The 23,567-nt window shown below is 62.3% G+C and carries 20 protein-coding genes; 8 read left to right on the forward strand and 12 right to left on the reverse strand.

Annotated features, from left to right (window positions below):
• Positions 1 to 6: 6 nt before the first annotated feature.
• Positions 7 to 594, reverse strand: a complete 588-nt coding sequence (locus tag E0E29_RS15145; protein ID WP_130850550.1) for a TetR/AcrR family transcriptional regulator — start codon at positions 592 to 594, stop codon at positions 7 to 9.
• Positions 595 to 735: 141 nt separating this feature from the next.
• On the opposite strand from E0E29_RS15145, the gene E0E29_RS15150 reads away from it, so the two are divergent.
• Entirely contained in the window at positions 736 to 1,599 is an 864-nt protein-coding gene (locus tag E0E29_RS15150) for a DegV family protein (RefSeq protein ID WP_130850551.1), read from the forward strand.
• Positions 1,600 to 1,683: 84 nt separating this feature from the next.
• On the opposite strand, the gene E0E29_RS15155 is transcribed toward E0E29_RS15150, so the two are convergent.
• The 3 genes from E0E29_RS15155 to E0E29_RS15165 are packed head-to-tail and all read right to left on the reverse strand — an operon-like array spanning position 1,684 to position 7,886.
• A complete protein-coding gene (locus tag E0E29_RS15155) occupies positions 1,684 to 4,854 on the reverse strand; it encodes a GLUG motif-containing protein (RefSeq protein ID WP_130850552.1) in 3,171 nt (1,056 codons plus the stop codon).
• Positions 4,851 to 7,295 carry an efflux RND transporter permease subunit gene (locus E0E29_RS15160; RefSeq protein WP_130850553.1) on the reverse strand — a complete coding sequence of 815 codons (2,445 nt, stop codon included), beginning with the start codon at positions 7,293 to 7,295 and terminating at the stop codon, positions 4,851 to 4,853. The genes E0E29_RS15155 and E0E29_RS15160 overlap by 4 nt, the downstream gene beginning before the upstream one ends.
• A 15-nt stretch (positions 7,296 to 7,310) precedes the next feature.
• Positions 7,311 to 7,886, reverse strand: a complete 576-nt coding sequence (locus E0E29_RS15165) for a TetR/AcrR family transcriptional regulator (RefSeq protein WP_130850554.1) — start codon at positions 7,884 to 7,886, stop codon at positions 7,311 to 7,313.
• A gap of 269 nt (positions 7,887 to 8,155) precedes the next feature.
• Between E0E29_RS15165 and E0E29_RS15170 the strand changes: the two genes are divergently transcribed.
• Genes E0E29_RS15170 through E0E29_RS15190 form a run of 5 tightly spaced genes read left to right on the forward strand, consistent with a single transcriptional unit; the run spans position 8,156 to position 13,107 of the window.
• On the forward strand, positions 8,156 to 9,709 hold the full coding sequence (locus E0E29_RS15170) for an ABC transporter substrate-binding protein (protein ID WP_130850555.1): 1,554 nt from the start codon (positions 8,156 to 8,158) through the stop codon (positions 9,707 to 9,709).
• A 42-nt stretch (positions 9,710 to 9,751) separates the two neighbouring features.
• A complete protein-coding gene (locus E0E29_RS15175) occupies positions 9,752 to 10,693 on the forward strand; it encodes an ABC transporter permease (protein ID WP_130850556.1) in 942 nt (313 codons plus the stop codon).
• Between the two features lie 16 nt (positions 10,694 to 10,709).
• Entirely contained in the window at positions 10,710 to 11,525 is an 816-nt protein-coding gene (locus E0E29_RS15180) for an ABC transporter permease (protein WP_130850557.1), read from the forward strand.
• A gap of 2 nt (positions 11,526 to 11,527) precedes the next feature.
• On the forward strand, positions 11,528 to 12,328 hold the full coding sequence (locus tag E0E29_RS15185; RefSeq protein WP_130850558.1) for an ATP-binding cassette domain-containing protein: 801 nt from the start codon (positions 11,528 to 11,530) through the stop codon (positions 12,326 to 12,328).
• A 26-nt stretch (positions 12,329 to 12,354) separates the two neighbouring features.
• Entirely contained in the window at positions 12,355 to 13,107 is a 753-nt protein-coding gene (locus E0E29_RS15190) for an ATP-binding cassette domain-containing protein (protein ID WP_130850559.1), read from the forward strand.
• A 51-nt stretch (positions 13,108 to 13,158) separates the two neighbouring features.
• Here E0E29_RS15190 and E0E29_RS15195 read toward each other — a convergent pair whose 3' ends face one another.
• The 7 genes from E0E29_RS15195 to E0E29_RS15225 all read right to left on the reverse strand — a co-directional run bounded on the left by E0E29_RS15195 (position 13,159) and on the right by E0E29_RS15225 (position 20,871).
• Positions 13,159 to 14,136 (reverse strand): ABC transporter ATP-binding protein, encoded by a 978-nt coding sequence (locus E0E29_RS15195; RefSeq protein ID WP_130850560.1) that lies wholly within the window; start codon positions 14,134 to 14,136, stop codon positions 13,159 to 13,161.
• Positions 14,133 to 15,146, reverse strand: a complete 1,014-nt coding sequence (locus E0E29_RS15200) for an ABC transporter ATP-binding protein (RefSeq protein ID WP_130850561.1) — start codon at positions 15,144 to 15,146, stop codon at positions 14,133 to 14,135. The genes E0E29_RS15195 and E0E29_RS15200 overlap by 4 nt, the downstream gene beginning before the upstream one ends.
• Before the next feature lie 12 nt (positions 15,147 to 15,158).
• Positions 15,159 to 15,992, reverse strand: coding sequence for an ABC transporter permease (locus E0E29_RS15205; protein WP_207303615.1), 834 nt, complete (start codon positions 15,990 to 15,992; stop codon positions 15,159 to 15,161).
• A 14-nt stretch (positions 15,993 to 16,006) separates the two neighbouring features.
• The gene (locus E0E29_RS15210; RefSeq protein ID WP_130850562.1) at positions 16,007 to 16,951 is read right to left on the reverse strand and encodes an ABC transporter permease; all 945 of its coding nucleotides are present in this window, start codon (positions 16,949 to 16,951) and stop codon (positions 16,007 to 16,009) included.
• A 155-nt stretch (positions 16,952 to 17,106) separates the two neighbouring features.
• Entirely contained in the window at positions 17,107 to 18,735 is a 1,629-nt protein-coding gene (locus E0E29_RS15215) for an ABC transporter substrate-binding protein (RefSeq protein ID WP_130850563.1), read from the reverse strand.
• Between the two features lie 60 nt (positions 18,736 to 18,795).
• On the reverse strand, positions 18,796 to 19,839 hold the full coding sequence (locus E0E29_RS15220; RefSeq protein WP_165449926.1) for a serine hydrolase domain-containing protein: 1,044 nt from the start codon (positions 19,837 to 19,839) through the stop codon (positions 18,796 to 18,798).
• A 186-nt stretch (positions 19,840 to 20,025) separates the two neighbouring features.
• On the reverse strand, positions 20,026 to 20,871 hold the full coding sequence (locus tag E0E29_RS15225) for a MurR/RpiR family transcriptional regulator (protein WP_130850565.1): 846 nt from the start codon (positions 20,869 to 20,871) through the stop codon (positions 20,026 to 20,028).
• A gap of 162 nt (positions 20,872 to 21,033) precedes the next feature.
• On the opposite strand from E0E29_RS15225, the gene murQ reads away from it, so the two are divergent.
• Together murQ and E0E29_RS15235 are read left to right on the forward strand one after the other, a co-directional pair.
• Positions 21,034 to 21,948, forward strand: a complete 915-nt coding sequence (gene murQ / locus E0E29_RS15230) for an N-acetylmuramic acid 6-phosphate etherase (RefSeq protein ID WP_130850566.1) — start codon at positions 21,034 to 21,036, stop codon at positions 21,946 to 21,948.
• A 5-nt stretch (positions 21,949 to 21,953) separates the two neighbouring features.
• Positions 21,954 to 23,156, forward strand: a complete 1,203-nt coding sequence (locus tag E0E29_RS15235) for an anhydro-N-acetylmuramic acid kinase (protein ID WP_130850567.1) — start codon at positions 21,954 to 21,956, stop codon at positions 23,154 to 23,156.
• A 56-nt stretch (positions 23,157 to 23,212) separates the two neighbouring features.
• On the opposite strand, the gene E0E29_RS15240 is transcribed toward E0E29_RS15235, so the two are convergent.
• Complete coding sequence (locus E0E29_RS15240) at positions 23,213 to 23,434, reverse strand: hypothetical protein (RefSeq protein ID WP_242622523.1); 222 nt, start codon at positions 23,432 to 23,434, stop codon at positions 23,213 to 23,215.
• Positions 23,435 to 23,567 lie beyond the last annotated feature (133 nt).

Raw genomic sequence — 23,567 nt, forward strand, 5'->3', positions numbered from 1 at the left:
TTCCGATTAGGCGTGGAACAGGGTGACGAACAGCCGGTAGTCCTCCTCCATCCTGGGGAGGAGCGGATAGGAGTAGCCGTGGAGGACCCAGTCCACCACCACGCCCCGGAAGTGGCGGAAACAGAAATCGGCGATCCATTCGGGGGAGTGGCCGGGGGCCAGAATGCCCTCCCGCTCCGCCTGGCGGAAGCACTCCACCATGGAACGGAGGGTGTATCGGCTGGGATCCATGCTCTTGGTGCCCGGTTCGGCGATGCGCTGCTGGTAGTAGCGGCCGATGAGCTCGCCGCTGTGCTCCATGAACTGGCCGTAGGCCGAAAGCAGCCGCCACAGCCGCTGGTCGGGACTCTCATCCCCGCTGTTTTCCAGCACGGAGCGCATATAGTCGTCCAGAGGGGCAAAACCGTGCTCCAGCAGGGCCTCCTTGGAGGAAAAGTGATGGTAAAAGGCACCGGTGGTGATGCCGGCGGCCTTGCAGATGTCCCGGACGGACACCTTGTCAAACCCCCGCTCCCGCATGAGTTCCAGGGCGGCGTACAGGATTTTCCGCTCCGTCTCCTGGCTCTGAAGCTTTCTGCGCTGGGCATACTCCATGTGTGCGCCTCCTTTCTTCCCGTTGACAAGGGGAATGGGATAGCCTATAATACAAGATAGCATAACACCGTTATGTGAGACTTTACATGCTGATTATATATCCGGGGCGTGAGCCCTGTCAACAGATGGAGATGATGTCCGATGGCCCCTCGCAAGATCGCCCTGCTTACCGACTCCTGTGCTGATCTGTCCGCCCGGGTGGCGGAGGAGAACCGCATCCATGTGGTACCGCTGCGTATCCGCTGCGCCGATGGGGAGTACCGGGACGGTGTGGACATCCACGCCGCCGACATCTATGCCCGGCTGAAGCGGGGGGAACTGCCCAAGACCTCCCTGCCCACGGGAGAGGACATCTCGGCGGCCTTCGACCGCATCGCCGAGCAAGGGTATGACGGCGTCATTGCGGTGATGCTCTCCGGCGGGCTCTCCGGCACCTATAATATGGTGCGGCTCATGGCGGAGGAGCGGAAGGACCTGGAAATCAAGGTCTACGACTCGGTGAGCGGCTCTCTGGGCATCGGCGTCACCATGCTGCAGCTGGCCGAGGACCTGCGTGGAGGGGCCTCCTGGCGGGAGCTCACCCACAAGCGGGTACCCCAGCTCATCAAAGGGACCACGCCCTTCTTCTCGGTGGACACGCTGGAGTACCTACAGAAGGGCGGGCGCATCGGTAAGGTGGCGGCCATGGCGGGCACCATGCTCCAGATCAAGCCCCTCATCACCTTCGCGCCCGATGGCCAGCTCCAGTCCATCGCCAAGGTCCGCGGCCGAAAGCAGGTCATGGACAAGCTGGTGGACCTGGCAGTGAAGGCCTGCGGCAGCCATAAGAAGTACAATCTGGCGGTGGCCAACGGCGGCGCACCGGAGGAGATGGAGGAGCTGCGGGAGAAGCTGAAGGCGGCGCTGCCCAACTACGACCACATCTGGGACGGCGAGATCGACGGTACCCTGAGCGTCTACATCGGCGACGGTATTCTGGGCACTGGTGTCCAGGTGCTGGACTGAAAACAGAAAAGAAACTGCCCCGGCGTCCTGAGACGCCGGGGCAGTTTTGATGATGAATCAGGTTGTGAGTGCAGTCCCCGGATATCAGCCCTGGGGGACTGCCTCTTTTTTTGTTCGCCTGCGCCAGTGGAAGCCCAACAGCAGCAGAAGGAGGAGGGCAGCGGCGCCCACGCAGATGGCCAGGATCCAGCCCTGGGCTCCGGGGGAGGTGTGGTCCAGCAGCAGCACCTGGCCCTCTGCCGGTCCTTCCAACACCAGATAGCTGCCGTCGGTCTCGGCCTCCGCCAGGCGCCAGACGCCATCCACCAGCACTGCGGCGGCGGGGCGGTCCACATCCTGGGCCCGGAGCCGCAGGGTGACGGTGTCGCTCTCACAGCCGGTGACGGTATAGGAGTAAGCGGCTGCCGGGGTATAGCCGGAGGGTCCGTTGTCCGGCAGGTCCATCGTCTCCACGGTCAAAGCGGCGTCGGGGGAGAAGGTGCCCTGGACCAGCAGGACGGGGATGGACTCCCCGGAGGCCAGGGTGGTGACGGGGGCGGAGAAGGAGGCCTCCAGCACCATGGACCGACGCAGGTCCTGGGTGGGATAGTCGGGCCAGACGCCGAACTGGCCGTCCTTCTCCGGTGCCTGAGGCACCAGAGAGAGGTCCAGATCGTCACCGTAGGAGAAGGGGAGCTCGGCTACGGTCTTGCCGTCTACCACGAAACGGTAGGAGAAGGTAAGAAAGTCAGCGGGGATGTAGTCCAGATGGGAAAAGGCGTCAAAATCCAGGCCCTGTGCCTCTCCGGCCACGTCTACCCCATCCAGGCCGGGCAGGTCCTCCCGCAGGTAGCGGTTGCCGCTGAGGTCTCCGTCGCGCTCGCCGGTAATGGCGCCCAGGGCCTCGCCGTCGCTGTCACAGCGTACCATGGCCCGACAGTCGGTGAGGTCGCCACCCAGGCCGGTAATACCGCCCAGCCAGCTGTCGCCGGTGAGGTCCACCAGGGCGGCGCACCGGGTCACAGCGCCCTGCGTCCGTCCGGCGATGCCGCCGCAGTAGTCGGTACCGGTCTCCACAGTGCCCCGGGCGGCGCAGTCCAAAATGGCCCCCGCCTCACACCGCCCGGCGATGCCGCCGGCGCAGTCGTTCATCACGGTGACGGAACCGTCAAAGCGGCAGTCCCGGATCACCGCCCGGAGGGTGGCATAGACGTCGGTGAGAAGCTCCATGTCCTCCAGACTGAAGGTCTCCTCCGGGTCAGAGCCCAGCTCGGTGGACACGGTGCCCACGATGCCGCCGGTGTTGGAGTCACCCTCCACTGCGGCGGAGACGGTGCACCCCCGAACCAGGCCGGGGCCTTCGGTGACCTCCTCGGCCAGGTCGGAGATGGTGAGTTCCGGCTTCTGGCCCAGGTCGTAGATGGCCTGGCGCACCTGGTCGAGAGAGCCGATGATCTGGTCGGCGGTGGTGTGAAGAGCGTCGTTGTCGGTGCCGGCGGCCTGGGTCATCTGGTCCACCTGGTCCCGGATGATGGTGAGCTGGGCGTCGATGTCATCGGCGGCGGACTGGGCCTTGTCACCCAGCGTATCGGTGTAGTCCTTGAGCAGGTCCCGGATCAGATCGCCGGTGGTGTCCACCGCATCCACATCGGAGGAGACCTGGCTGGAGAACCGGTCGGCGGCGCCGAGCAGGTGGTCGGCAGCGTCATAGAGGGCGTCAGCGGCCTTGTCTGCCCGGGTTTTGGCCTTGTCCAGGTCCGAGGAGGTCTCGTCGCTGATGTCCTTCCACTGGCCGGTGAGATCATTGGCCAGTCGGAAAATGGCGGCGGTGGCATCCCCGATATCGGTCAGGTGGCCCCGAGGGTCCAGGGAGGGGAAGGGCAACTCCAAAGCCCCGATATAATCCCCCGATGCCACCAGCTGAGCCACCTCCTCGAGGTAAGCGTGGAGATCTTGCATCTCCTGGTTCATCTGCGCAAGGGCATTTTGGATGGTTATGCCTTGACGGTGGATGTCATTGGCGGTGTCGTCCAGGGCTTCGATGGCCTGGGAAAGTCCGCTGTCTGCACTGGAGAGCATGTCGTCCAGGGCGGTACGGAAGTTGTCCGTCTCTTTTAAAAGGGCGTCTAGGTCGTCATCGGCGATGGACTGGAAGGCATCGGTGTTCTGGTGGAGGCGGTCCAGGGCGTCGCTGATGTCCTGGGTATAGCCGTAGAGCTGGTCGGACATGGCCTGAAAATCCTGATGTCCCTCGGTGCCGGCGTCGTGAGTGCGGTCCTGGATCTGGCCCATGGCGTCTTCGATGACCTGGGCGTCAGCCACCCCGCGGGCGGTGATATCGTTGACCTGGTCCACAAAGACGGACATCTGGTCAAAAAGTACCGACAGAGCGTCGTTGAGCTGGTCCATGGGGGAGGGGCCATAGGTGAGCTGGGTGTTGGGCTCAAATTGGCCCACGATGCCGCCCACATCTTTGCGGCCCTTGATAGCACCGGTGTTGACGCAGTCCAGCACGCTGCCGGACTGGAGTCCTACGATGCCGCCCATATTGTAGCCCAGGTGGGCATAGCCCACAGGGCCGGAGTTGCGGCAGCCCTGGATGGTCCCGCGGGAGAGGCCGGCGATGCCGCCTACGCTGGTGGGCGGTTCCTGATCGGCGGCGGTATCGACCTCGCCGCTGTTGGTACAGCTGCGGATGGCGCCCAGATTCTGACCGGTGATGCCGGCGGCATTGGTGGTGCCGGCGATGGTGGCGGTGCTGGAGCACCCCTCAATGGTGCCGCTCTCACCGTTGAGGCCGGCGATGCCGCCCACGTCCTGGACGCCGGTGGCGGCGCCCTTGGCGGTACAATTTTGGATGGTGCCATAGTTTTCGCCCACCAGGAGCCCCACCTGTTCTGCGGTGCCGCCGGGGGCCACGGCCCCCTCCACCGTGAGATTGTCAACAACGGCGGTCTCGGTGAGGGTGCGGAAGAGCCCGATCCGGGAGCCCTTCCCGGTGAGGGAGAAGCCCTGGATGGTGTGCCCGTTGCCGTGGAAGGTGCCCTGGAAGATGGGAATGGAGGTGAAGCCGCTGCCGCTCAGGTCAATGTCGGCGGTGAGGGATACGGTGAGGCCCTGGGACCAGGTATCGCTGGTGCAGTTCTCGGCGAAGGCGAGAAAGTCCTCCCGGCTGTCGATGACCAGGTCGGGGGCGGCAGCCAGAGCGGGGAGGACCTGGCCGGATAGGAGGAGCCCCGCCAGCAGCAGGGCGGCAAATCGTCTGAACTGTCTCATATTTCGTTGTCCTCCTGGGAGCGGTCGAGCTCCTGGTATTTGCTTTCGATGAGGGCGTCCACGCTGCCGTGGATGACACCCTTGAACTCGCCGTCCACGAAACCGGCCACATGGCCCCGGACGTGGCCGTCCAGGCGCATGGTGCCCTGATTGAAGCGCTGCTTCCGGTCCCGGTTGAGGGTGATGGCGGTACGCTCGATGAGTGTGTCGCCCAGCAGGAGCATCTGGGGAAGCACGGTCATCACCAGGAAAATGGAGGTGACGGTGCCCCGGCCCAGGGCCTGGCCCACGGAGCCGATGGTGGCGTCGGTGGAGATGCCGCCGATGAGGAAGCCGGCCACGGCCATAATGGTGCCCGAGGTGAGCACGGTGGGGAAGCTCTGGCTCAGGGCGGCTATGGCGGCCTCTTTCCGGTCCATGATGCCCTTGAGTTCCATGTATCGGTTGGTGATGACGATGGCGTAGTCAATGGTGGCACCCATCTGAATGGAGCTCACCACCAGATAGCTCAGGAAGAAGAGGTTGGTGTCGGTGAGCACGGGGATGGAGAAGTTGATCCAGATGGAGCCCTGGATGGTGAGCACCAGCAGGATGGGGAGACCGGCGGACTTGAAGGTAAAGAGAAGGATGACCATGACGAAGAGGGCGGTGAGGATGCTGATCTTCATGTTGTCCCCGGAGAAGGAGCTGGCCAGATCGAAGGCGTTGGTGGAGTTGCCCACCAGGATGACATCATCGCCGTACTGTGCCTGGGCAATGGCGCGGATCTGATCCAGAAGGGCGTAGGTCTCGTCTCCTTCCGTGGGGACGTCGGCCACGAAGACCAGACGGGACCAGTTTTCGCCCCGGAGCTGCTCCAGACCTAGGTCCAGCTCCTCCCGTAGGTCCTCCACCTTCTCCTCCTGCTCACCGGTTAGGTTCACCACACCCTTGTCCTTCTGCTCCAGCAGGAACTCAAAGACGTCGATGAGGGGGACAGCGTAGTTGTCGGGGTCCTGGAAGATGGCGCCGTACTCCTCCACACTCAGACCGTAGGCCTGGTAGAGGAGGCGGCAGAGCTCGATATCCACCCCGGCCAGCTCCGAGAACTGACGGGGGGTGAGGGCGTCGGTGAGGAACCGTCCGTCCTCCACCTCGATGTTGGCAAGACCGGTGGCCGAGGTGACCGGTCCCAAAGCCTCCACCTGCTGTAAGACGATTTTTTCCTTCTCGTAATCCCCCCGGGGCACCAAAACAGCGATGGTGTTCTTCTTACCAAAGGTATCGGTGACCTTCTCGTCGGCGATGCGCCAGTCGGGCTTGTTGTCAAAGTCGGCGTCGTTGGTGTCAAAGACGTATTCGCACTTGCTGGAGAGGATGGCACCTGCCGCCAGCACCACCAGGAAGATGGGGGGGAGGATGTACCGCAGCTTGACCACACCCCGGCCCCAGAAGTCGATGTTGGGCACCAGGTTCTTGTGGCGGGTCCGCTCAATGGGCCGGCTGAAGAGCATGAGGAGCCCCGGCATGAGCAGGAAGACGCACAGCATGGAGCACACGATGCCCTTGGCCAGGACGATGCCCATGTCGAAGCCAATGCGCAGCTGCATGAGCATAAGGGCCACCAGGCCCGAAATGGTGGTGAGGCTGGAGGAGGAGATCTCCACAATGGCCTTGCTCAACGCGGCGATGTCGGCCTCACGGGGGTCCAGACCGTTGTCACGCTCCTCCATGTACCGATGACAGAAGATGATGGCGTAATCAATGGCCAGCGCCAGCTGGAGCACCACGGCGATGGAGTTGGTGATGAAGGAGATGGTGCCGAAGATGAAGTTAGTGCCCATGTTGAGCACTGCCGCCGCGGCGAAGACGATGAGATAGACGGGCACCTCCATGTAGCTCTTGGAGGTGAAGAGAAGGACCACCACGATGACGGCGGCGGCGATGGCCAGAATGACCGTCATCTCCTTCTGGAGGCTGGCCGACTCGTCCCGGCCCACCTGGGTGGAGACATAGACGTCGTAGCCCTCCAAGGCGTCCTGGACGGCCTGGAGGGCGGTGACGGCCTCGGGGTCGTCCTCGGGGACGTCGAAGGTGACGGAGAAGAGAGCGGCGGAATCGTGGTAGTGGTCGTCGGTCTCGTCGAAGGTAACGCCGGAGACGCCGGGCAGGATCTCCAGCTTGTGGGAGAGGTCCCAGGCCGTGTCCAGCGGGATGTTGGAGACCATGACCTCGGCGGAACCCAGGGTGACGAACTCCTCATCCATGAGGGTGAGGCCCCGCCGGGTCTCGGTCTCCGGCGGGAGGTAAGAGGTGATGTCGTTGTTGATCTCTACCTTATTGATGGAGGCGGCGCAGAAGAGAAAGGCCGCCAGAAAGACAAGGTAGAAGGCCTTCCGCTTGTCGACGATGAAGCGGGCGAGCTTGGTCATGAAGGTTTCGGTGTGCTTTTCCTGATCCATATAGGGTCCTCCTGGTCAGAGTGCGGGAAGGAAGTGCTCAAGGTGGGCGATGAGGCGCTCCACGGGGACGGGATCTTCGCTGTCCAGCCACCAACGCAGGAGGGACAGCATGGCGCCGGTGTAGAACCGGGCGGTGATGCGGGGGTCGAAGTCGGGGAAGGAAGTGTGGAATCTGGGCTGGGAGAGGAGCTGGGCCAGATCCTCCGCGGCCTGATCCTCCAGCACATGGGCATCGATGTCGGCGCCGCTGCGCAGGCAGGCGCGGTAGAGTGACCGCCTGGACTGGAAGAAGTCCAGCACGTTCCGGGCGGCGGTGAGGAAGTAATCCCGGGCCTCCCCGGACCAGTCTTTGGGCAGACAGGTCTCCACGCATCGCCGCTCCACCCCCAGCAGCAGATAGCGCAGCAGCTCCTGCTTGTCGTTGAAGTGGGCGTAGAAGGTGGTGCGGTGTACCATGGCCCGCTGGCAGATGTCGGTGACGGAGAGGGACTGGAAGGGCCGCTCCGCCAGCAGTTCCTCCAGCGCCCGTACCAGGGACTGCCGGGTCCTGCGCTGCCGCAGGTCCAGGGACTCATCTTCTGCGTGGGTCATGTGACATACCTCCAATGGCTGCCGCCGGGGATTTTGCGGCCCGGCGCATTGTGTGGATTATCATACGCCAATAAACTACACATGTCAAGATAAAAGACATATGTAGTTTTTGAAAAGGGAAAAAGTAGGACAAAGCCACAGAAAATATCGCCTGAGTGCTTGTATTTTTTCCTGGGATGCACTACAATAGAGCGCGACAATTTAATAATGGGAGAAGAAGTTATTTTGTTGTAACGCTGTCCCCCGGGACAGTGGAAGGAGAATCGGCAATGAAAAAACGGATTCTTGCAGTTTTCCTGGCGGTGGCCGCTCTGGCGTGTTCACTCAGCGCATGCGGAGGAGCAACGTCTCAGACTCCCGCCCCCAGCGACGAAACTACGCCTTCTTCCGGGGCGCCCCACGCCAATGAACTCAACGTGGGAATCGCCCAGGACCTGGATGATAGTCTTGACCCGTATCAGATGACGGCCGCAGGAACTAGAGAGGTCATGTTCAACGTCTTCGAAGGGCTGGTAAAGCCCGACTCCAGCGGGAACTATGTCAACGCTGTTGCCTCCGACGTGTCCGTGTCGGAGGATGGTTTGACTTACGTGTTCACCCTGCGTGACAACGTGGTCTTCCACAACGGCGCTGTGTGTACCCCCGACGACGTGCTCTATTCCTTTGAAACCTGCGCCGCTACCTCGGTGACTTCCGCCGTGGTAGAGGCGCTTTCTGCTGTCACGAGCATGACGGCCGACGGCAATCAGATCACCATGGTCCTGAGTGCCCCGAACAGCGATTTCCTCAGCTATGTGGCCAGCGTGTACATTGTGCCCGCCGGCTACACCGAGCAGGCCACCCAGCCTGTGGGCACCGGCCCCTTCAAGTTCGTCTCCCGCAGTGTCCAGGAGAACATCATCCTGGAGAAGCACGACGAATACTATGGGGAGCCCGCCCACCTGGACAAGGTGACCTACAAGATCTACGAGGATAACACCGCCCTCTTCACCGCCCTGGATTCCGGCGCTCTGGATCTGGTGGCTCACCTGACCATTGACCAGGTGAACAACCTGAGCAACGGCTACCAGGTGCTGGAGGGGACCATGAACCTGGTGCAGGCCCTCTACCTCAACAATGCCGTGGAGCCCTTCAACAATGAGAAGGTGCGCCAGGCCCTGTGCTACGCGGTGGATGTGGACGCCATGATGGACCTCACCGCCGAGGGCCACGGCACCAAGGTGGGTTCCTCCATGTATCCCGCCTTCACCAAGTACTTTGACGCCAGCCTGGCCGACGCCTATCCCTATGATCCTGAGAAGGCCAAGGAGCTGCTGGCGGAGGCGGGCTATCCCGACAGCTTCTCCTTCACCATCACCGTGCCCAGCAACTACCAGCCCCACGTGGACACCGCCACGGTGCTGGTGGAGCAGCTGGCCGCTGTGGGTGTGAACGCGGAGATCCAGCTGGTGGATTGGAACACCTGGGTCAACGATGTCTACGGCGGGCGGAACTTCCAGTCCACTGTGGTGGGCTTTGACTCCAGCACCCTCAACGCCAGCGGCATGCTGGCCCGGTGGGTGAGCGACAACGACAAGAACATGATCAACTATAATAACCCTGATTATGATGCCGCTTACGCCGCCGCCCAGTCCACCGTGGATGACGAGGAGCAGACCGCCTATTACAAGGAGTGCCTGCAGATCCTCAGCGACACCGCGGCCAATGTCTATCTCCAGGACCTGGCCGACTTTGTGGCCATGCATCCTGACCTGAAGGGATATGAGTTCTATCCCCTCTATGTGATCGACATGTCCAAGCTGTACTTCGACCCGGCCGCCTGAGTTCCGGTCGGGTCCCAAATTTGAAAGAAAGGAGGCGGGGAGATGAAATATGTAGCGAAAAAATTCCTCACTCTCATTATTACATTGTTCATCGTTTCGCTCCTCGCCTTCCTTGCTTTCCAGATCATCCCCGGCGACCCTACCACCAAGCTCCTGGGCACCGAGGCCACCGAGGAGGCCAAGGCGGAGCTCCGGGCCGAGCTGGGCCTGGACCGCCCCATCCCGGTGCGCTATCTGGACTGGCTCACCAGCTTTGTGCAGGGTGACATGGGGGAGAGCTACAGCTACCATATGCCGGTATCTGAGATGCTGGGTGAGAAGCTGGTCATCACCTTCTGCCTCACCATCCTCTCCTTTGTCATCACCATCGTTCTCTCTATCCCGTTGGGCATCTTGGCCGGCAGCGTCCGCAGCGGCTGGCTGGACTGGGTGATCACCGCTCTGGACCAGGTGGTCATGAGCGTGCCCGCCTTCTTCATCGGCATCCTCTCCTGCTTTTTCTTCGGGATCATCCTGAAGATCTTTACCCCCGGTGATTTTGTCTCCTATACCCAGGACTGGGGGGCCTTTCTCAGCTATCTGATCCTGCCCGCCCTCTCCATTGCCATCCCCCGCATCGCCATGACGGTGAAAATGCTCCGCAGTGCCATCCTCCAGGAGTCGGGCAAGGACTACGTCCGTACCGCACGCAGCCGGGGCGGCGACCGGGGCGGTATTCTCCGCCGCCATGTGCTCAAAAACGCCCTCATTCCGGTCATCACCTTCCTGGCGGTCTCCGCCGCCGAGATCATGACTGGTACCATCATCATCGAGCAGGTCTTCACCATTCCCGGGGTGGGTCGGCTCCTCCTCGCCAGCATTTCCAACCGGGACTTTCCTGTGGTCCAGGCCATCGTGGTCATCATGGCCGCCTGGATCGTCATCGTGAACTTTGTGGCCGACCTTCTCTACCAGCTGGTAGACCCCCGGCTCAGACTGCGCTGAGGAGGTCATTTTGATTATGAAAGCAAAAGGGAATCCCTTACTCTATATCGGCGGCGCCATCAGCGGCGTGATGGTGGCCCTCATCCTCATGGGCTACGTGTGGACACCCTATGGCCCCACCGCCATGGACGCCTCCGCCAAGAACCAGGCGCCATCCCTGCTCCACCTGCTGGGCACCGACAACTTCGGCCGGGACATTTTCAGTCGGGTCCTCAGCGGCGCCGGCACCTCCTTCCTCATCGCCGTGTGTGTGGTGGCCATCGGGTGCGTCTTTGGTATCCTCATTGGCAGCCTGTGCGGCTACTACGGCGGCCCTGCCGATGTGATCCTCACCCGGGTGTGCGACTCCATCACCGCCTTCCCCAGCATCCTGCTGGCCCTGGTGGTAGTGAGCATCATTGGCCAGGGTACCTACAACGTGATCTTTGCCCTGGGCATCCTCTTTATCCCCAGCTTTGCCCGTATCGTCCGGGGCGAGTTCGCCCGGTGCCGGGACCTCAACTACATCCGCTCCGCCCGGCTCATGGGGGTGGGAAATGTGCGCATCCTGTTCTCCCACATCCTGCCCAACACCATGCCGGTGCTGCTGAGCGCCATCACCATCGGCTTCAACAACGCCATCCTCAGCGAGGCCAGCATGAGCTTTCTGGGCATCGGTATCCAGCCCCCTTACGCCAGCCTGGGCTCCATGCTCAGCGACAGCCAGACCTACCTGAACAGCGCTCCCTGGTATGCCCTCAGCGTGGGCGGCACCATCGCCCTCCTGATTCTGGGCTTCAGCCTCCTCAGTGAGGGGCTCCAGCGCCGGGCCCAGCAGGGCAGGGAGGTGTGACCATGGGAAAGCTTTTGTGTGTCAATGATCTGCACGTCCGTTTCCTCCGCGCCCGGGAGGGCCGCTGTGCCGTGGACGGCGTCTCCTTCTCCATGGACGAGGGGGAGATCCTGGGCCTGGTGGGAGAGTCGGGCAGCGGCAAGACCGTCACCGCCATGAGCATCAGCGGCCTGCTGTCCCGGCGGCTGGTGGAGGTGCGGGGGAGCATCTCCCTGGCCGGAAAGGAGCTCCTCCAGTGCGGTGAGGCCGAACTGCGCCAGATCCAGGGAAACGATCTGTCGGTGGTCTTTCAGGAGCCCATGACCAGCCTGGACCCCCTCATGCGCATCGGCCCCCAGGTGGAGGAGAGCCTGCTCCTCCACACCAAGCTCAGCCCCCAGGAACGAAAGGAACGGGCCCTGGAGGCCATGGCCCAGGCAGAGCTCCCCGACCCGGCGGAGCTCTATACCAAGTATCCCCACGAGCTCTCCGGCGGCATGCTCCAGCGGGTGATGATCGCCGCCGCCATCATCTCCCGGCCCAAGCTGCTGCTGGCAGACGAGCCTACCACCGCCCTGGATGTCACCATCCAGGCGCAGATCCTTGCCCTGCTGCGCAAGCTCAACCAAGAGCAGGGCATGGCCATCCTCTTCATCAGCCACGACCTCCATGTGGTCCGCAAGCTGTGTGAGCGGGTCATCGTTATGCAGGGGGGACATCTGGTGGAGGAGGGCCGGGTGGAGGACATCTTCCGTGCCCCCAAAATGGACTATACCAAGCGGCTCATTTCCGCCATCCCCACCCGGGACCGGAAGCTGACTTAAAAGATCAAGGAAGGGAGGTTCACAGCATGGAAACCGGACCGGTGCTGGAGGTTCGCAACCTCAACAGCTATTACAGCATGGGGCGCTCCATTTTTGGGCGCAAGACCGCCCGGAAGCAGGTCCTCCATGATGTGACCTTCCATATTGACCACGGGGAGATCCTGGGCCTGGTGGGGGAGTCGGGCTGCGGCAAGACCACCCTGTCCCGGACCATCCTGGGCATGCTGGACGACTACGGCGGGGACTATGACGGAGAGATCATCCACCACTCCAAGCGGCCCCAGATGGTCTTCCAGGACCCCTTCAGCAGCCTCAATCCGGCCCACACCGTGGGCTGGATCTTGGAGGAGCCCCTTCGGGTGGCCGGCGGCATGACCGCTGAGCAGCGCAGGGCGGCGGTGGAGGAGATGCTGGTGAAGATCGGCCTGGGCCCGGAATTCGCCCAGCGCAGGCCCTGGGAGCTCTCCGGCGGCCAGCGGCAGCGCATCTCCATCGCCAGCGCCGTCATCACCCACCCAAAGCTTATCCTGGCCGACGAGCCGGTGAGCGCTCTGGATGTCACCATCCAGGCCCAGATCCTCCAGCTGCTGGTGGACCTCAAGAAAGAGTATGACCTGAGCTATCTCTTTATCAGCCACGACCTCAATGTGATCTATCAGATCTGCAGCCGGGTCATCGTGATGAAGAAGGGACACATCGTGGAGGAGAACACGGTGGACGAGCTCTTTGCCCACCCCCAGCACCCCTATACCCGTCAGCTGCTGGAGGCGGCGGAATAACAGAATAGAGACAAAAAACCGCGGAGCCATCGGCTCCGCGGTTTTTTATGTTCATTTGTCCAACAGGTGGCAGGACACGAAGTGGCCCGGCGAGATCTCCCGGGTGACGGGCAGCTCGCTCTTGCAGACCTCCATGCACTTGGGGCAGCGGTCGTGGAAGGGGCAGCCCTTGGGGGGATCGGCGGGGTTGGGCACGTCGCCATCCAGGTGGATGCGCACCTTGTCCTCCGACGGGTCCCGCTTGGGAATGGCGGAGAGGAGGGCCTGGGTGTAGGGATGGGTGGGGTTGCGGTAGACCTCCTCGGTCTCCCCCTGTTCCACCATCCGGCCCAGGTACATGATGCCCACCCGGTTGCTGATGTGGCGGACCACGTTGAGGTCGTGGCTGATGAAGAGGTAGGAGAGCTTCAGCTCCTGCTGGAGCTCCATGAGCAGGTTGAGGATCTGAGCCTGGATGGACACGTCCAGGGCGGATACCGGCTCATCGGCCACCACGAAGCGGGGCTTTGTGATGAGGGCCCGGGCGATGGAGATGCGCTGACGCTGGCCGCCGGAGAACTGGTGGGGGTAGCGCTCCAGCTGCTCGGGGGCGAGACCCACCGCTCCGGAGATCCACAGCACCTGCTCGTCCAGCTCCTTCTGAGAGAGGGAGAAGTGGGTGCGCAGGGGCTCCTCCAGCAGGCGGCGCACCGTCATCCGGGGGTTAAGCGAGGAGTAGGGGTCCTGGAAGACCAGCTGCATGTCCCTTCGCTTTTGGCGCAGGGACTCCTTGTCCAGGTTGTGGAGGTCCACGCCGTCAAAGGTGATGGCGCCGCCGGTGGGCTCGATGAGCCGCAGGATGCTCCGTCCGGTGGTGGACTTGCCGCAGCCGGACTCACCCACCAGGCCGAAGGTCTCCTGTTCGTGGATCTGGAAGGACACGTCCTCCACCGCGTGGACATAGCCCACTGTCTTGCGGACGACGCCGCCCTTGATGGGAAAATAGGTCTTGAGGTGCTGCACGTCCAGCAGCACAGAGGATTCGCTCATACCGCCGCCTCCTTCTCCGCTTCACCGGCGTGGAGCCAGCAGCGGCACAGATGTCCGGGGGCCACCTCGGTGAGGGCGGGGGGCTTCTCCTTGCAGATGCCCATGCAGTGGTCACAGCGGTCGGCGAACCGGCAGCCGGTGCCGAAGTTGCCCGCCGTGGGCACGGCGCCCCGGATGGTGTAAAGCTCCTTGCGCTCGCCGCCCAGGGAGGTGACGGAGCGCAGCAAGCCGGTGGTGTAGGGGTGGGCGGTCTCATGGAAGATGGCGTCCACGCTGGCCTGCTCCACCACCTGGCCAGCATAAAAGACGGCCACCTCCTCACAGGTCTCGGCGATGACGCCCAGGTCGTGAGTGATCATGATGACCGAGGTGTCGTAGCTCTCACGAAGCTCGTTCATCAGGTCCAAGATCTGGGCCTGGATGGTGACGTCCAGGGCGGTGGTGGGCTCATCGGCGATGAGGAGCCGGGGGTTGTTGATGAGGGCGATGGCGATCATCACACGCTGGAGCATGCCGCCGGAGAGGTGGTGGGGGTAGTCCACCAAAATCTGCTCCGGACGGGGGATCTTCACCTTGCGGAGCATTTCCAGGGCGACCTCCCGCATCTGGGCCTTGTTGAGATCGGTATGGAAGCGGAGGGTCTCATTGATCTGTTCCCCGATGGTGTACATGGGGTCCAGGGCGGTCATGGGCTCCTGGAAGATCGTGGAGATCTCCTTGCCCCGGAGCTTGCGCAGCTCCGACTTGGGCAGAGAGGTGATCTCCACCTCAGTGCCATCCGCCTTCTGAAAACGGATGGAGCTGCCCTTACCCACCGAGAGTGGGTAGGACAGAAGGCCCATGATGGTGGAGCAGGTGATGCTCTTGCCGCAGCCGGACTCGCCTACCACGCCGAAATTCTGTTTCTTGCCGATGTTCAGGTCGATGCCCTCCACCAGCTTGACGGAGGGGACCCTTTTCCCCTTGTAAAGGTCGATGGAGAGGTTCCGCATTTCCAATAGATGTTCCATGTGCGGCCCTCCTTACACTTTCAGCTTGGGGTCCAGCACATCCCGGAGGGCGTCGCCCAGGATGTTGAAGACCAGGATGGTGATGACGATGCACAGCAGGGGGGAGAGGGCGGACCAGGGGGCGCGGATCATGTCGGCCCTGGCCTCAGAGAGCATGGAGCCCCAGGAGGGGTCGGGGGGCTGGATGCCCATGCCCAGGAAGCTGAGGGTGGCCTCAGTGAGGATGGCGCCGGAGAGTGCCAGGGTGGCCTGGACGGTGAAGGGGGCCACCACGTTGGGGGAGATGTGGCGCACCAGCAGGGGCCATGTCTTGACGCCCACGCTCTTGGCGTTCTGGACATACTCCAGGCCCTTGGCAGAGATGACGGCGGCCCGGACGGTGCGGCAGAAGACGGGGATGTTGACGATGCCGATGGCCACCATGGTGGGGCCGATGCCCTTGCCCAGCACGGCGGAGATGAAGATGGCCAGCAGGATGGAGGGGAAAGCGAAGAGGATGTCCATGACGCACATGATGACCCGGTCCACCCAGCGCTCGAAGTATCCGGCCAGCAGGCCCAGCAGGTAACCACAGACGGCGCCGATGCCCACGGCGATGATGCCCACCTCCAGGGAGACCCGGGCGCCGTAGATCACCCGGCTGAGGATGTCGCGGCCGAATTTGTCGGTGCCGAGGAGGTGCTCGGCGGAGGGCGCCTGGAACTTCATGCCGATCTGGTCATAGGGATAGGGGGCGATGAGGGGAGCAAAGAGGGCCACGGCGATGAGGAGAAAGAGGCCCACGATGCCGATTTTTCCCATGGGGTCCTTCCACAGGTCCCGGAGGGTATTGATCACACTTTTCATTTTCAAGACCCTCCTTAGTCGTACGAGATCCGGGGATCGATGTAGGCGTAGAGCAGGTCCACCACAAGATTGACCAGCACATACACAAAGGCGATGAAGAGGACGCAGCCCTGGACCACAGGGTAGTCCCGGTTGTTGATGCCGGTGAGGGTCATAAGGCCCAGGCCGGGCAGGGAGAAGATCTGCTCCACCACCACGGCGCCGCCCAGCAGGGAGCCGATCTGGAGTCCCACCAGGGTGACGATGGGGATGAGGGCGTTGCGGAGGGCGTGCTTGAAAATGGCCACCCGCTCACTGGCGCCCTTGGCCCGCACGGTCTTGATAAAATCCTGCCGCAGGACCTCCAGCACGGAGGAACGGGTCATACGCATGACCGAGCCCGACATGCTGCACCCCAGGATGAGAGCGGGAAGGAACATGATTTCCAGGTTTTTCACTGGGTCTTCCAGCAATCCCACATAGTCCAGCGGGGGGTAGTAGCCGAAGAAAAGAGAGAGGACCAGGATCACCAGGATGGAGAGGGCAAAGCCGGGGACGGACACGCCCAACAGAGCCACCACCCGGACCACCCGGTCGGCCAGGGTATTCCGCTTGACAGCGGCCAATATGCCCAGGGGGAGGGCGATGCACCAGGAGATGATGGCGGCCAGAATGGCCAACTCAGCGGTGACTTGAAAGCGGGTGAGGATCTCGGGCAGGATCTCGGCGCCGGAGCGGAAGGAGGTGCCGAAATCTCCGTGAAGGACGCCGCCCATCCAGTTGAGGTATTGGGTGACCACGGGCTGGTCCAGACCGTACCGGGCGTTGACCTGGGCGATGAGCTCAGGGGTGGCGTCGATGCCCAGCATACCGGAGGCAAAGCCGCCCGGGATGAGGCGCAGCACGGCGAAGATGGCCACACTGATGCCAAAGAGGACCGGGATGAGCTGGAGGAGACGCCGGATAACATAATTTCTCATTGGATCACGCTCCCACATGGAAGAGGATAAAAGGGCGAGGCGTCGTGAACGCCGCCTCTGGTACGGACGCCGGGACGCGGCGCTCACGACAAGACGTCCTCGGAAAAAGAACCTGTGGGGGCGGGGTTCTCCCCGCCCCCATCCAGGCGTTTGTCTTACTCAGCGATATAGGTAGTGCGGAAGTTGTTGGCGTTGGCGGCAAAGGGCTCAAAGCCTTCCACGCCGCTGCTCACAAAGAAGTACTCCATGGGGCTGGCGAAGAAGAGGTTGGGGGACTCGTCGATGATGATCTTCTGGGCCTCGATGTAGGCGCTCTCACGCTCGGCCTCGTCGGTGGTGGCCACGCCCTGGGCGCACAGCTCATCCACTTCGGCGTTGGAGTAGCCCCACACGTTGGCGCCGCCGGTGGTGGAGAAGAAGAAGCTGACAGCGCGGTTGGGGTCAGTGCCGGAGCCGTTCTGGCCGCACATGGCGTCGTAACCAGCCTCGGGGGTGTTCATCTTGCCCCAGACATCCACATACTCACCGGACTCCAGGTTGGTGATCTCCACATCGATGTAGATCTCCTTGAGCTGCTGCTGGAGAACCACAGCGGTGTCACGGATGGAGTCCATCAGACCGGCGGCCATCTTGATGGTCAGACGGTTGGAGTCGCTGTAGCCGGCCTCCTCCATGAGGGCCTTGGCGCCCTCGATGTCCTGAGTGTAGAGGGGGGACTCGGTGGGAGCGTCCCACACCCAGTGGCCCATGGCGGGAGCGACAAAGGTGGACACGGTGGCCTCGCCGTTGTAGACGTAGTCGATGATGGCCTGACGGTCGATGGCCATGCTCATGGCCTGACGGACCCGGACATCCTGGAGGGCCTCGTTGGAGAGGTTGAAGCCCAGGTAGGTGTAGTTGTTGGACTGGTAGGAGAGGACCTTGATGCTCTCGTCGCCCTCCACCTCGGAGAGGTTCAGGGCGGACAGGCTGCACAGGTTGATGTCGCCGGTGCGCAGGGCGGCCAGACGGGCGCTCTCATCGGCCAGCAGGTAGTAGGTGATGCCGTCCAGCTTGGGGGCGCCTTCTTCCCAGTAGTCGGGGTTCTTCACCAGAGTGATGTAGTTGTCCACCACGGACTCCTTGTACATGAAGGGGCCGGTGCCGCACATGGTGTCGATGGCGGAGAGGCTGCCGTCGTTGGCCTCCACGACCTCCTTGCAGACGATGGCGCCGTAGGAGGAGGTGAGGTTGGCCATGAAGGCGGCGTTGGGCTCGGAGAGGGTGATGGTGACGGTGTAATCGTCATTGGCCTCGATGGAGGCGATGCCGCCGTAGTAGCTGGAGCTGGAGCCCAGGGCGCCGATATCGCCGTACTCGGTCTGGCCCAGGACGCGCTGGAAGGAGTAGACCACATCTTCAGCGGTCATCTCACGGCCATTGTGGAACTTGACGCCCTGACGGATGTGGAAAATGTAGGTGACGTCATCGGGGATCTCCCAGCTCTCGGCCAGGACACCCTTGAAGGTCATGTCGGGGTTGAAGTCGATGAGGGTCTCATAGACCTGGTTGAACACACGGGTGGCGGCGATGGCGGAGATGGTGTGGGGGTCGAAGCCGGCGGGCCAGGTATCGGTGCCGTACTTGAGCACCTGCTCCACGGCGGCGGGCTCACCGGTGGTCTCGGTGGTGCCGGTTTCAGCGGGGGCGGGGGTGCTGCTGGTGCCGCCGCCGCAGCCGGCCAGAACGCCCATGAGCATGGCGCCGGCAAGAGACAGGGACAGCCATTTCTTCATGTTCTTCATGTAATGACCTCTTTTCCTCAAATTGTTTCGTATTTTACAAGGGAGACAACATTCCCTTGCTCATACCACAGGGGGCGGAGTGCGGCCCAGCAGGGCGTAGTGGACAGCCCGGCGGAACTCGTTGGAGTTTCCGGGGGGCTCACCCTCCGGGCGATAGAACTTGTTGGTGAGGATCACGGCGCCCAGGTCGTGTGTCCGGCTCACCCACAGGCTGGTGCCGGTGAAGCCGGCGTGTCCGCAGCCGTCGGGGAAGGTTTCGCTTTTGTCAAAGCCCAGGCCCCGGCCGCAGATGTTGGTCTCCATAGCCCGGCGGAACATGGGCGCTTCGGTGGTAAGAAAGTGCTGTCCCAGCCGACTCAGAGCGCCGGCGGAGGCGAAGACACCGGCGTGGCCGCTGGCTCCGTGCCAATAGTAGTAGGCGTTGCCGTCATTGCATTCCCCACGTACCGGCACGCCGTTGGGACGCCAGCCATCAAAGGTGATGCCCCGCTCAGCGCACATGCGCTGCTCGATCTGATTGCCGTAGCAGGAGGGGGCACACGTTTCCGGGGCCACCGGGCCATAGGCCATCTCGGTGATACCCATAGGGCCTTTGATGTACTGTTCCAGTCCCTCCCGAAGGGTGAGGCCGGTGATGTGGGAGAAGACCTGTCCCATAAGCATGAAGTTCAGATCGCTGTATGCCATACCAGTCTCCACTGGGGTGGTGGAGAGGACGTGCTCCAGCACGGTGTAGAAGTCCCGGCCGTCGGCATAGAAGGGATACCAGGGGACGATACCGGAGGTGTGGGTCATGACCTGTTCCACCGTCACGGTGGCCAGACGCTGCCGGGTCACCGGTCCGGGTCCGTTTTCCGGCAGGTGGGAGAGGATGAGATCCTCTGGGGCCAGGCGGCCCTCCTCCATGACGGAGAGGACCATGGTGGTGCAGATGAGCTTGCTCACCGAGGCCAGGTCGAACCAGGTCTCAGGGGACACATCCCCCACCGTGCACCGGTACAGGGTCTCCGTGCCGCGGAAGACCTGACAGACCGCCGAGGGGAAGTAACCCTTGGACCGGTAATCCTCTAAAATATGGTCGATCACAGAAAAATCCGTGGCCATCTCCTCCTTATACGGTGTCAGGATACAAAAAAGGGTCACATATTCCAAGCGGACACCCATGGCTCAGGAATACACGACCTTGTGCGGAAAGGCGGAGCCTTTCCTGATATGGCATTGTGTTTCTTAACAACCATGGTAGCATATTCGGAATATGATTTCAAGAAAAAAGCCAACAGCGCTAAAATTTTATTCCCGCTGAAAGGCGCGAATCAGTTCTCGGGTCTGCCGGAGGTTCTCCTGAGTGCGCTCAGGGTCGTGCTTGGCGATGCCAAGATAGAGGAGATCCAGGATGAGCAGGCCGGAGGTCCGGGAAGTCATGGCGCCCACCCGGAATTCACGCTCCTCGCTGGGGATGTAGAGGGGGTAATCGGCCAGACGGGAAAGGGTGTTGCGGTTGGCCTGGGTGATGGCGATAACTTTGCTCCCGCGCTCCTTGGCCGCCTTGGCGGCCAGCACCGTTTCCAGGGTCTCGCCGGAATAGCTGATGGCGATGACAATGTCCTCCGGTCCCAGCAGAGAGGCGGTGGCAAGATTGGTGTGGGCATCAGAGTGGTAAAAGGCGGGGATGCCGATGCGAGAGGATTTGTAGAGAAAGTCCAGGGCAAGCAGCCCCGAAGCTCCCACGCCAAAGAGGTGGATGCGCCGGCCGGCGCAGATCTCCTCCACCGCCTGAGATAGAATTGAGACGTTGACCATCTGATAGGTGAGAGAGGTATTGCGCAGATGGATCTGCTCGGCCTTGCGGACGATGGTCTCCATGTCGTCATTGTCTCGGATGGCGGACTGGAAAGCGTCGGGCTCCTCCTGGCCGGACTCCTTTGCAAGCTCCAGTTTCAGGGCGGTAAAGCCTTTGAAGCCAAGCTTTTGAGACAGACGCACCACCGCCGCCGGTGAGGTGCCGCACTGGGTGGAAAGCTCCTTGGCACTCATATGGATAACTTCCCGGCTGTGGTCCAGCAGGTAGGTGGCCAATCGGCGCTCTGTCTCGGTCAGGTAATCCAGGCACTCCTTAATGAAAAGTGTACAAGCCATGCCGGAACCCTCCCCATGCTTTTTATCCAGTATAGCAAAAAGTGCCAGGCAAGTCTATAGGTTTTAAAATTTTGTTTCATGTTTTGGAAACAAAGTGAAATCTTGTTGACAACGTAGGGGAGATGGGATAGTCTGAGAGGGAACAGAGTTGGAGGTGTTCCCATGGATAACTATCTGGCCGGTCTGGCTACCGAGGGGGTCAATCCGGAGACACAGAATATTGATACCTGCACCACGGAGGAGATGGTGGCGCTCATCAACCGTCAGGACGCCCTGGTGGCCGGGGCGGTAGGGGCCGAGCGGCACCACATCGCCCAGGCGGTGGACCTGATCTACGGGTGTTTCCGGCGGGGCGGACGGCTCATCTATCTGGGGGCCGGTACCTCCGGACGGCTTGGGGTGCTGGATGCCTCCGAGTGCGTGCCCACCTTCGGCGTGGACCCGGACATGGTCCAGGGCTACATCGCCGGCGGAGATATCGCCCTGCGCCACCCGGTAGAGGGGTGTGAGGACAGCGAGGAAGACGGCATCGCACTAGTGGACGGCCTGGAGGTAGGGCCGGACGACGCGGTGGTGGGCATCACCGCCAGCGGTAGCGCCGCCTATGTGCTGGCCGCTCTCCGGCGGGCCAAGGAGCGGGGGAGCATCACCATCGGAGTGTGCACCAACGCCGGGTCCAGGTTGGAGGGGCTGTGTGATGTGACCATCGCCCCCCTGGTGGGCCCGGAGGTCATCTCCGGTTCCACCCGTATGAAGTCGGGTACCGCCCAGAAGATGGTGCTCAATATGCTGACCACCTGCTCCATGATCAAGCTGGGCAAGGTCTACGGGAACCTGATGGTGGACCTGAAGGCCAGCAACAAAAAGCTGCGGGACCGTGCCCTGAGGCTCATCATCCACGCCACCGGCCTGACTCCGGAGGAGGCGGAGACCTTCCTGGAAGGGGCCGGTGGCCACGTAAAGCTGGCCATCCTCATGGCCAAGAGCGGACTGGACCGGGAAGCGGCCCAGGATCTGCTGGACCGGTGTGAGGGACGGCTGGCCCAGGCCATTGACCAGGGGAAAAAGGAGGCATAGAGGTCATGCTGGAAGAGATCCGGAAGAAGCAGGTCCGCCGGGTGGTGGGACTCATGTCGGGTACCTCGGTGGATGGCATCGATGCCGCCCTGGTGGAGATCGGCGGCACCGATGAGGCGCCGGAGGTGCGTCTGCTGGCCTTTGAGGACCGGCCCTGGCCGGAGGAGGTGCGGGAGCAGATCTTTCCTCTGTTCCGGCCTGAGACGGCCACGGTGGACAAGATCGGCTACATGAATTTTCTCATGGGGGAGATTTACGCCCAGTCGGTGGTCTCCGTGGTGGAGAAGGCGGGACTCACCCTGGCCGACGTGGACCTCATCGGTTCTCATGGCCAAACCATCTGGCACGCCCCGGAGCCTTGTGAGAAGGATGGTTTTCCGGTGCGCTTTACCGTGCAGATCGGCGAAGGCGCGGTAATCGCCGCCCGGACGGGGGTCACTACGGTGTCCGACTTCCGGGTGGCCGACATGGCAGTGGGTGGACAGGGCGCCCCCCTGGTGCCTTTCTCTGAGTATATGCTCTACCGCCGCCCGGGGGAGACTATCCTCCTTCAGAACATCGGCGGCATCGGCAATATGACCGTCCTTCCTGGCGACGAGGGCCCGGAGGCGGTATACGCCTTTGATACCGGCCCGGGCAATATGATCATTGACGCCGTGGTGAGCGCCCTCACCGGCGGGGAGAAGACCTACGACGCCGGCGGCGCCATGGCCTCGGAGGGTAAGGTGGATCAGGATCTGCTGGCCATGCTCCAGCAGGACGCATATTACACCATGCCGTTGCCAAAGACCACGGGGCGAGAGCGGTTTGGGGTACAATATGTGGATCAGATTTTGGATTACCAGCGCATCCATGGCCTGTCCAACGCCGATCTGCTGGCCACTGTTACCGATCTTACCGCCTGGTCTATTGCAGATGCGTATGCCCGGTATGTGCTTCCGAAACGGCAGGCCACCGAACTGGTGGTGGGTGGCGGCGGCAGCTATAATGCCACTCTGCTGGGCTTTTTGCGGGAGCGCTTTGCCCCTTACGGCGTAAAGGTCCTCACCCAGGAGGACCTGGGCTGGAGCAGCGACGCCAAGGAGGCCGTGGCCTTTGCCATCTTGGCCGACTGCTGCGTCCGGGAAAAGCCCAATGTGCTTCCCGGTGTCACCGGGGCCAAGGCAGCCGCCATTATGGGCAAGATCTCCCTGCCTCCCGTCCGGTAAAAACAGACATAAAAACCGGCGTCCCACCGCGTAGAGCGGAAGGACGCCGGTTTTTGTTACAGGCGGCGCAGCTCCTCCAGGGTGTCCTGGATGACTGATTTCGGTAAGTAGAGCCGGGCGAAGCCCAACAGCTGTTCCAGGGTCAGGCCCCGGGCGGCGGGTACCATGGGGTGCTTGAGAAGCTTGCCGAAGCGCCGCTGGAAGACGGCGCGGGAGGCAGGGGTATCCAACAGGGTCCCCACCAGGATCTGGTTGTTCTTCAGGTCCAAAATGATCACCTCGTCCCATCCTATGCCGGAGGAGGCCGGTGGTTGCGCGGAGGGGGGCGGTTATGATACAATAGCGAAAAACTGAACCGCCTGTCTCCGCTGTTAGAGAGGGATGGTTCGCAGTCCAAATTGAAAGGAGCCA

This window comes from Intestinimonas timonensis, from assembly GCF_900626145.1.
GTDB lineage: Bacteria > Bacillota > Clostridia > Oscillospirales > Oscillospiraceae > Intestinimonas > Intestinimonas aquisgranensis.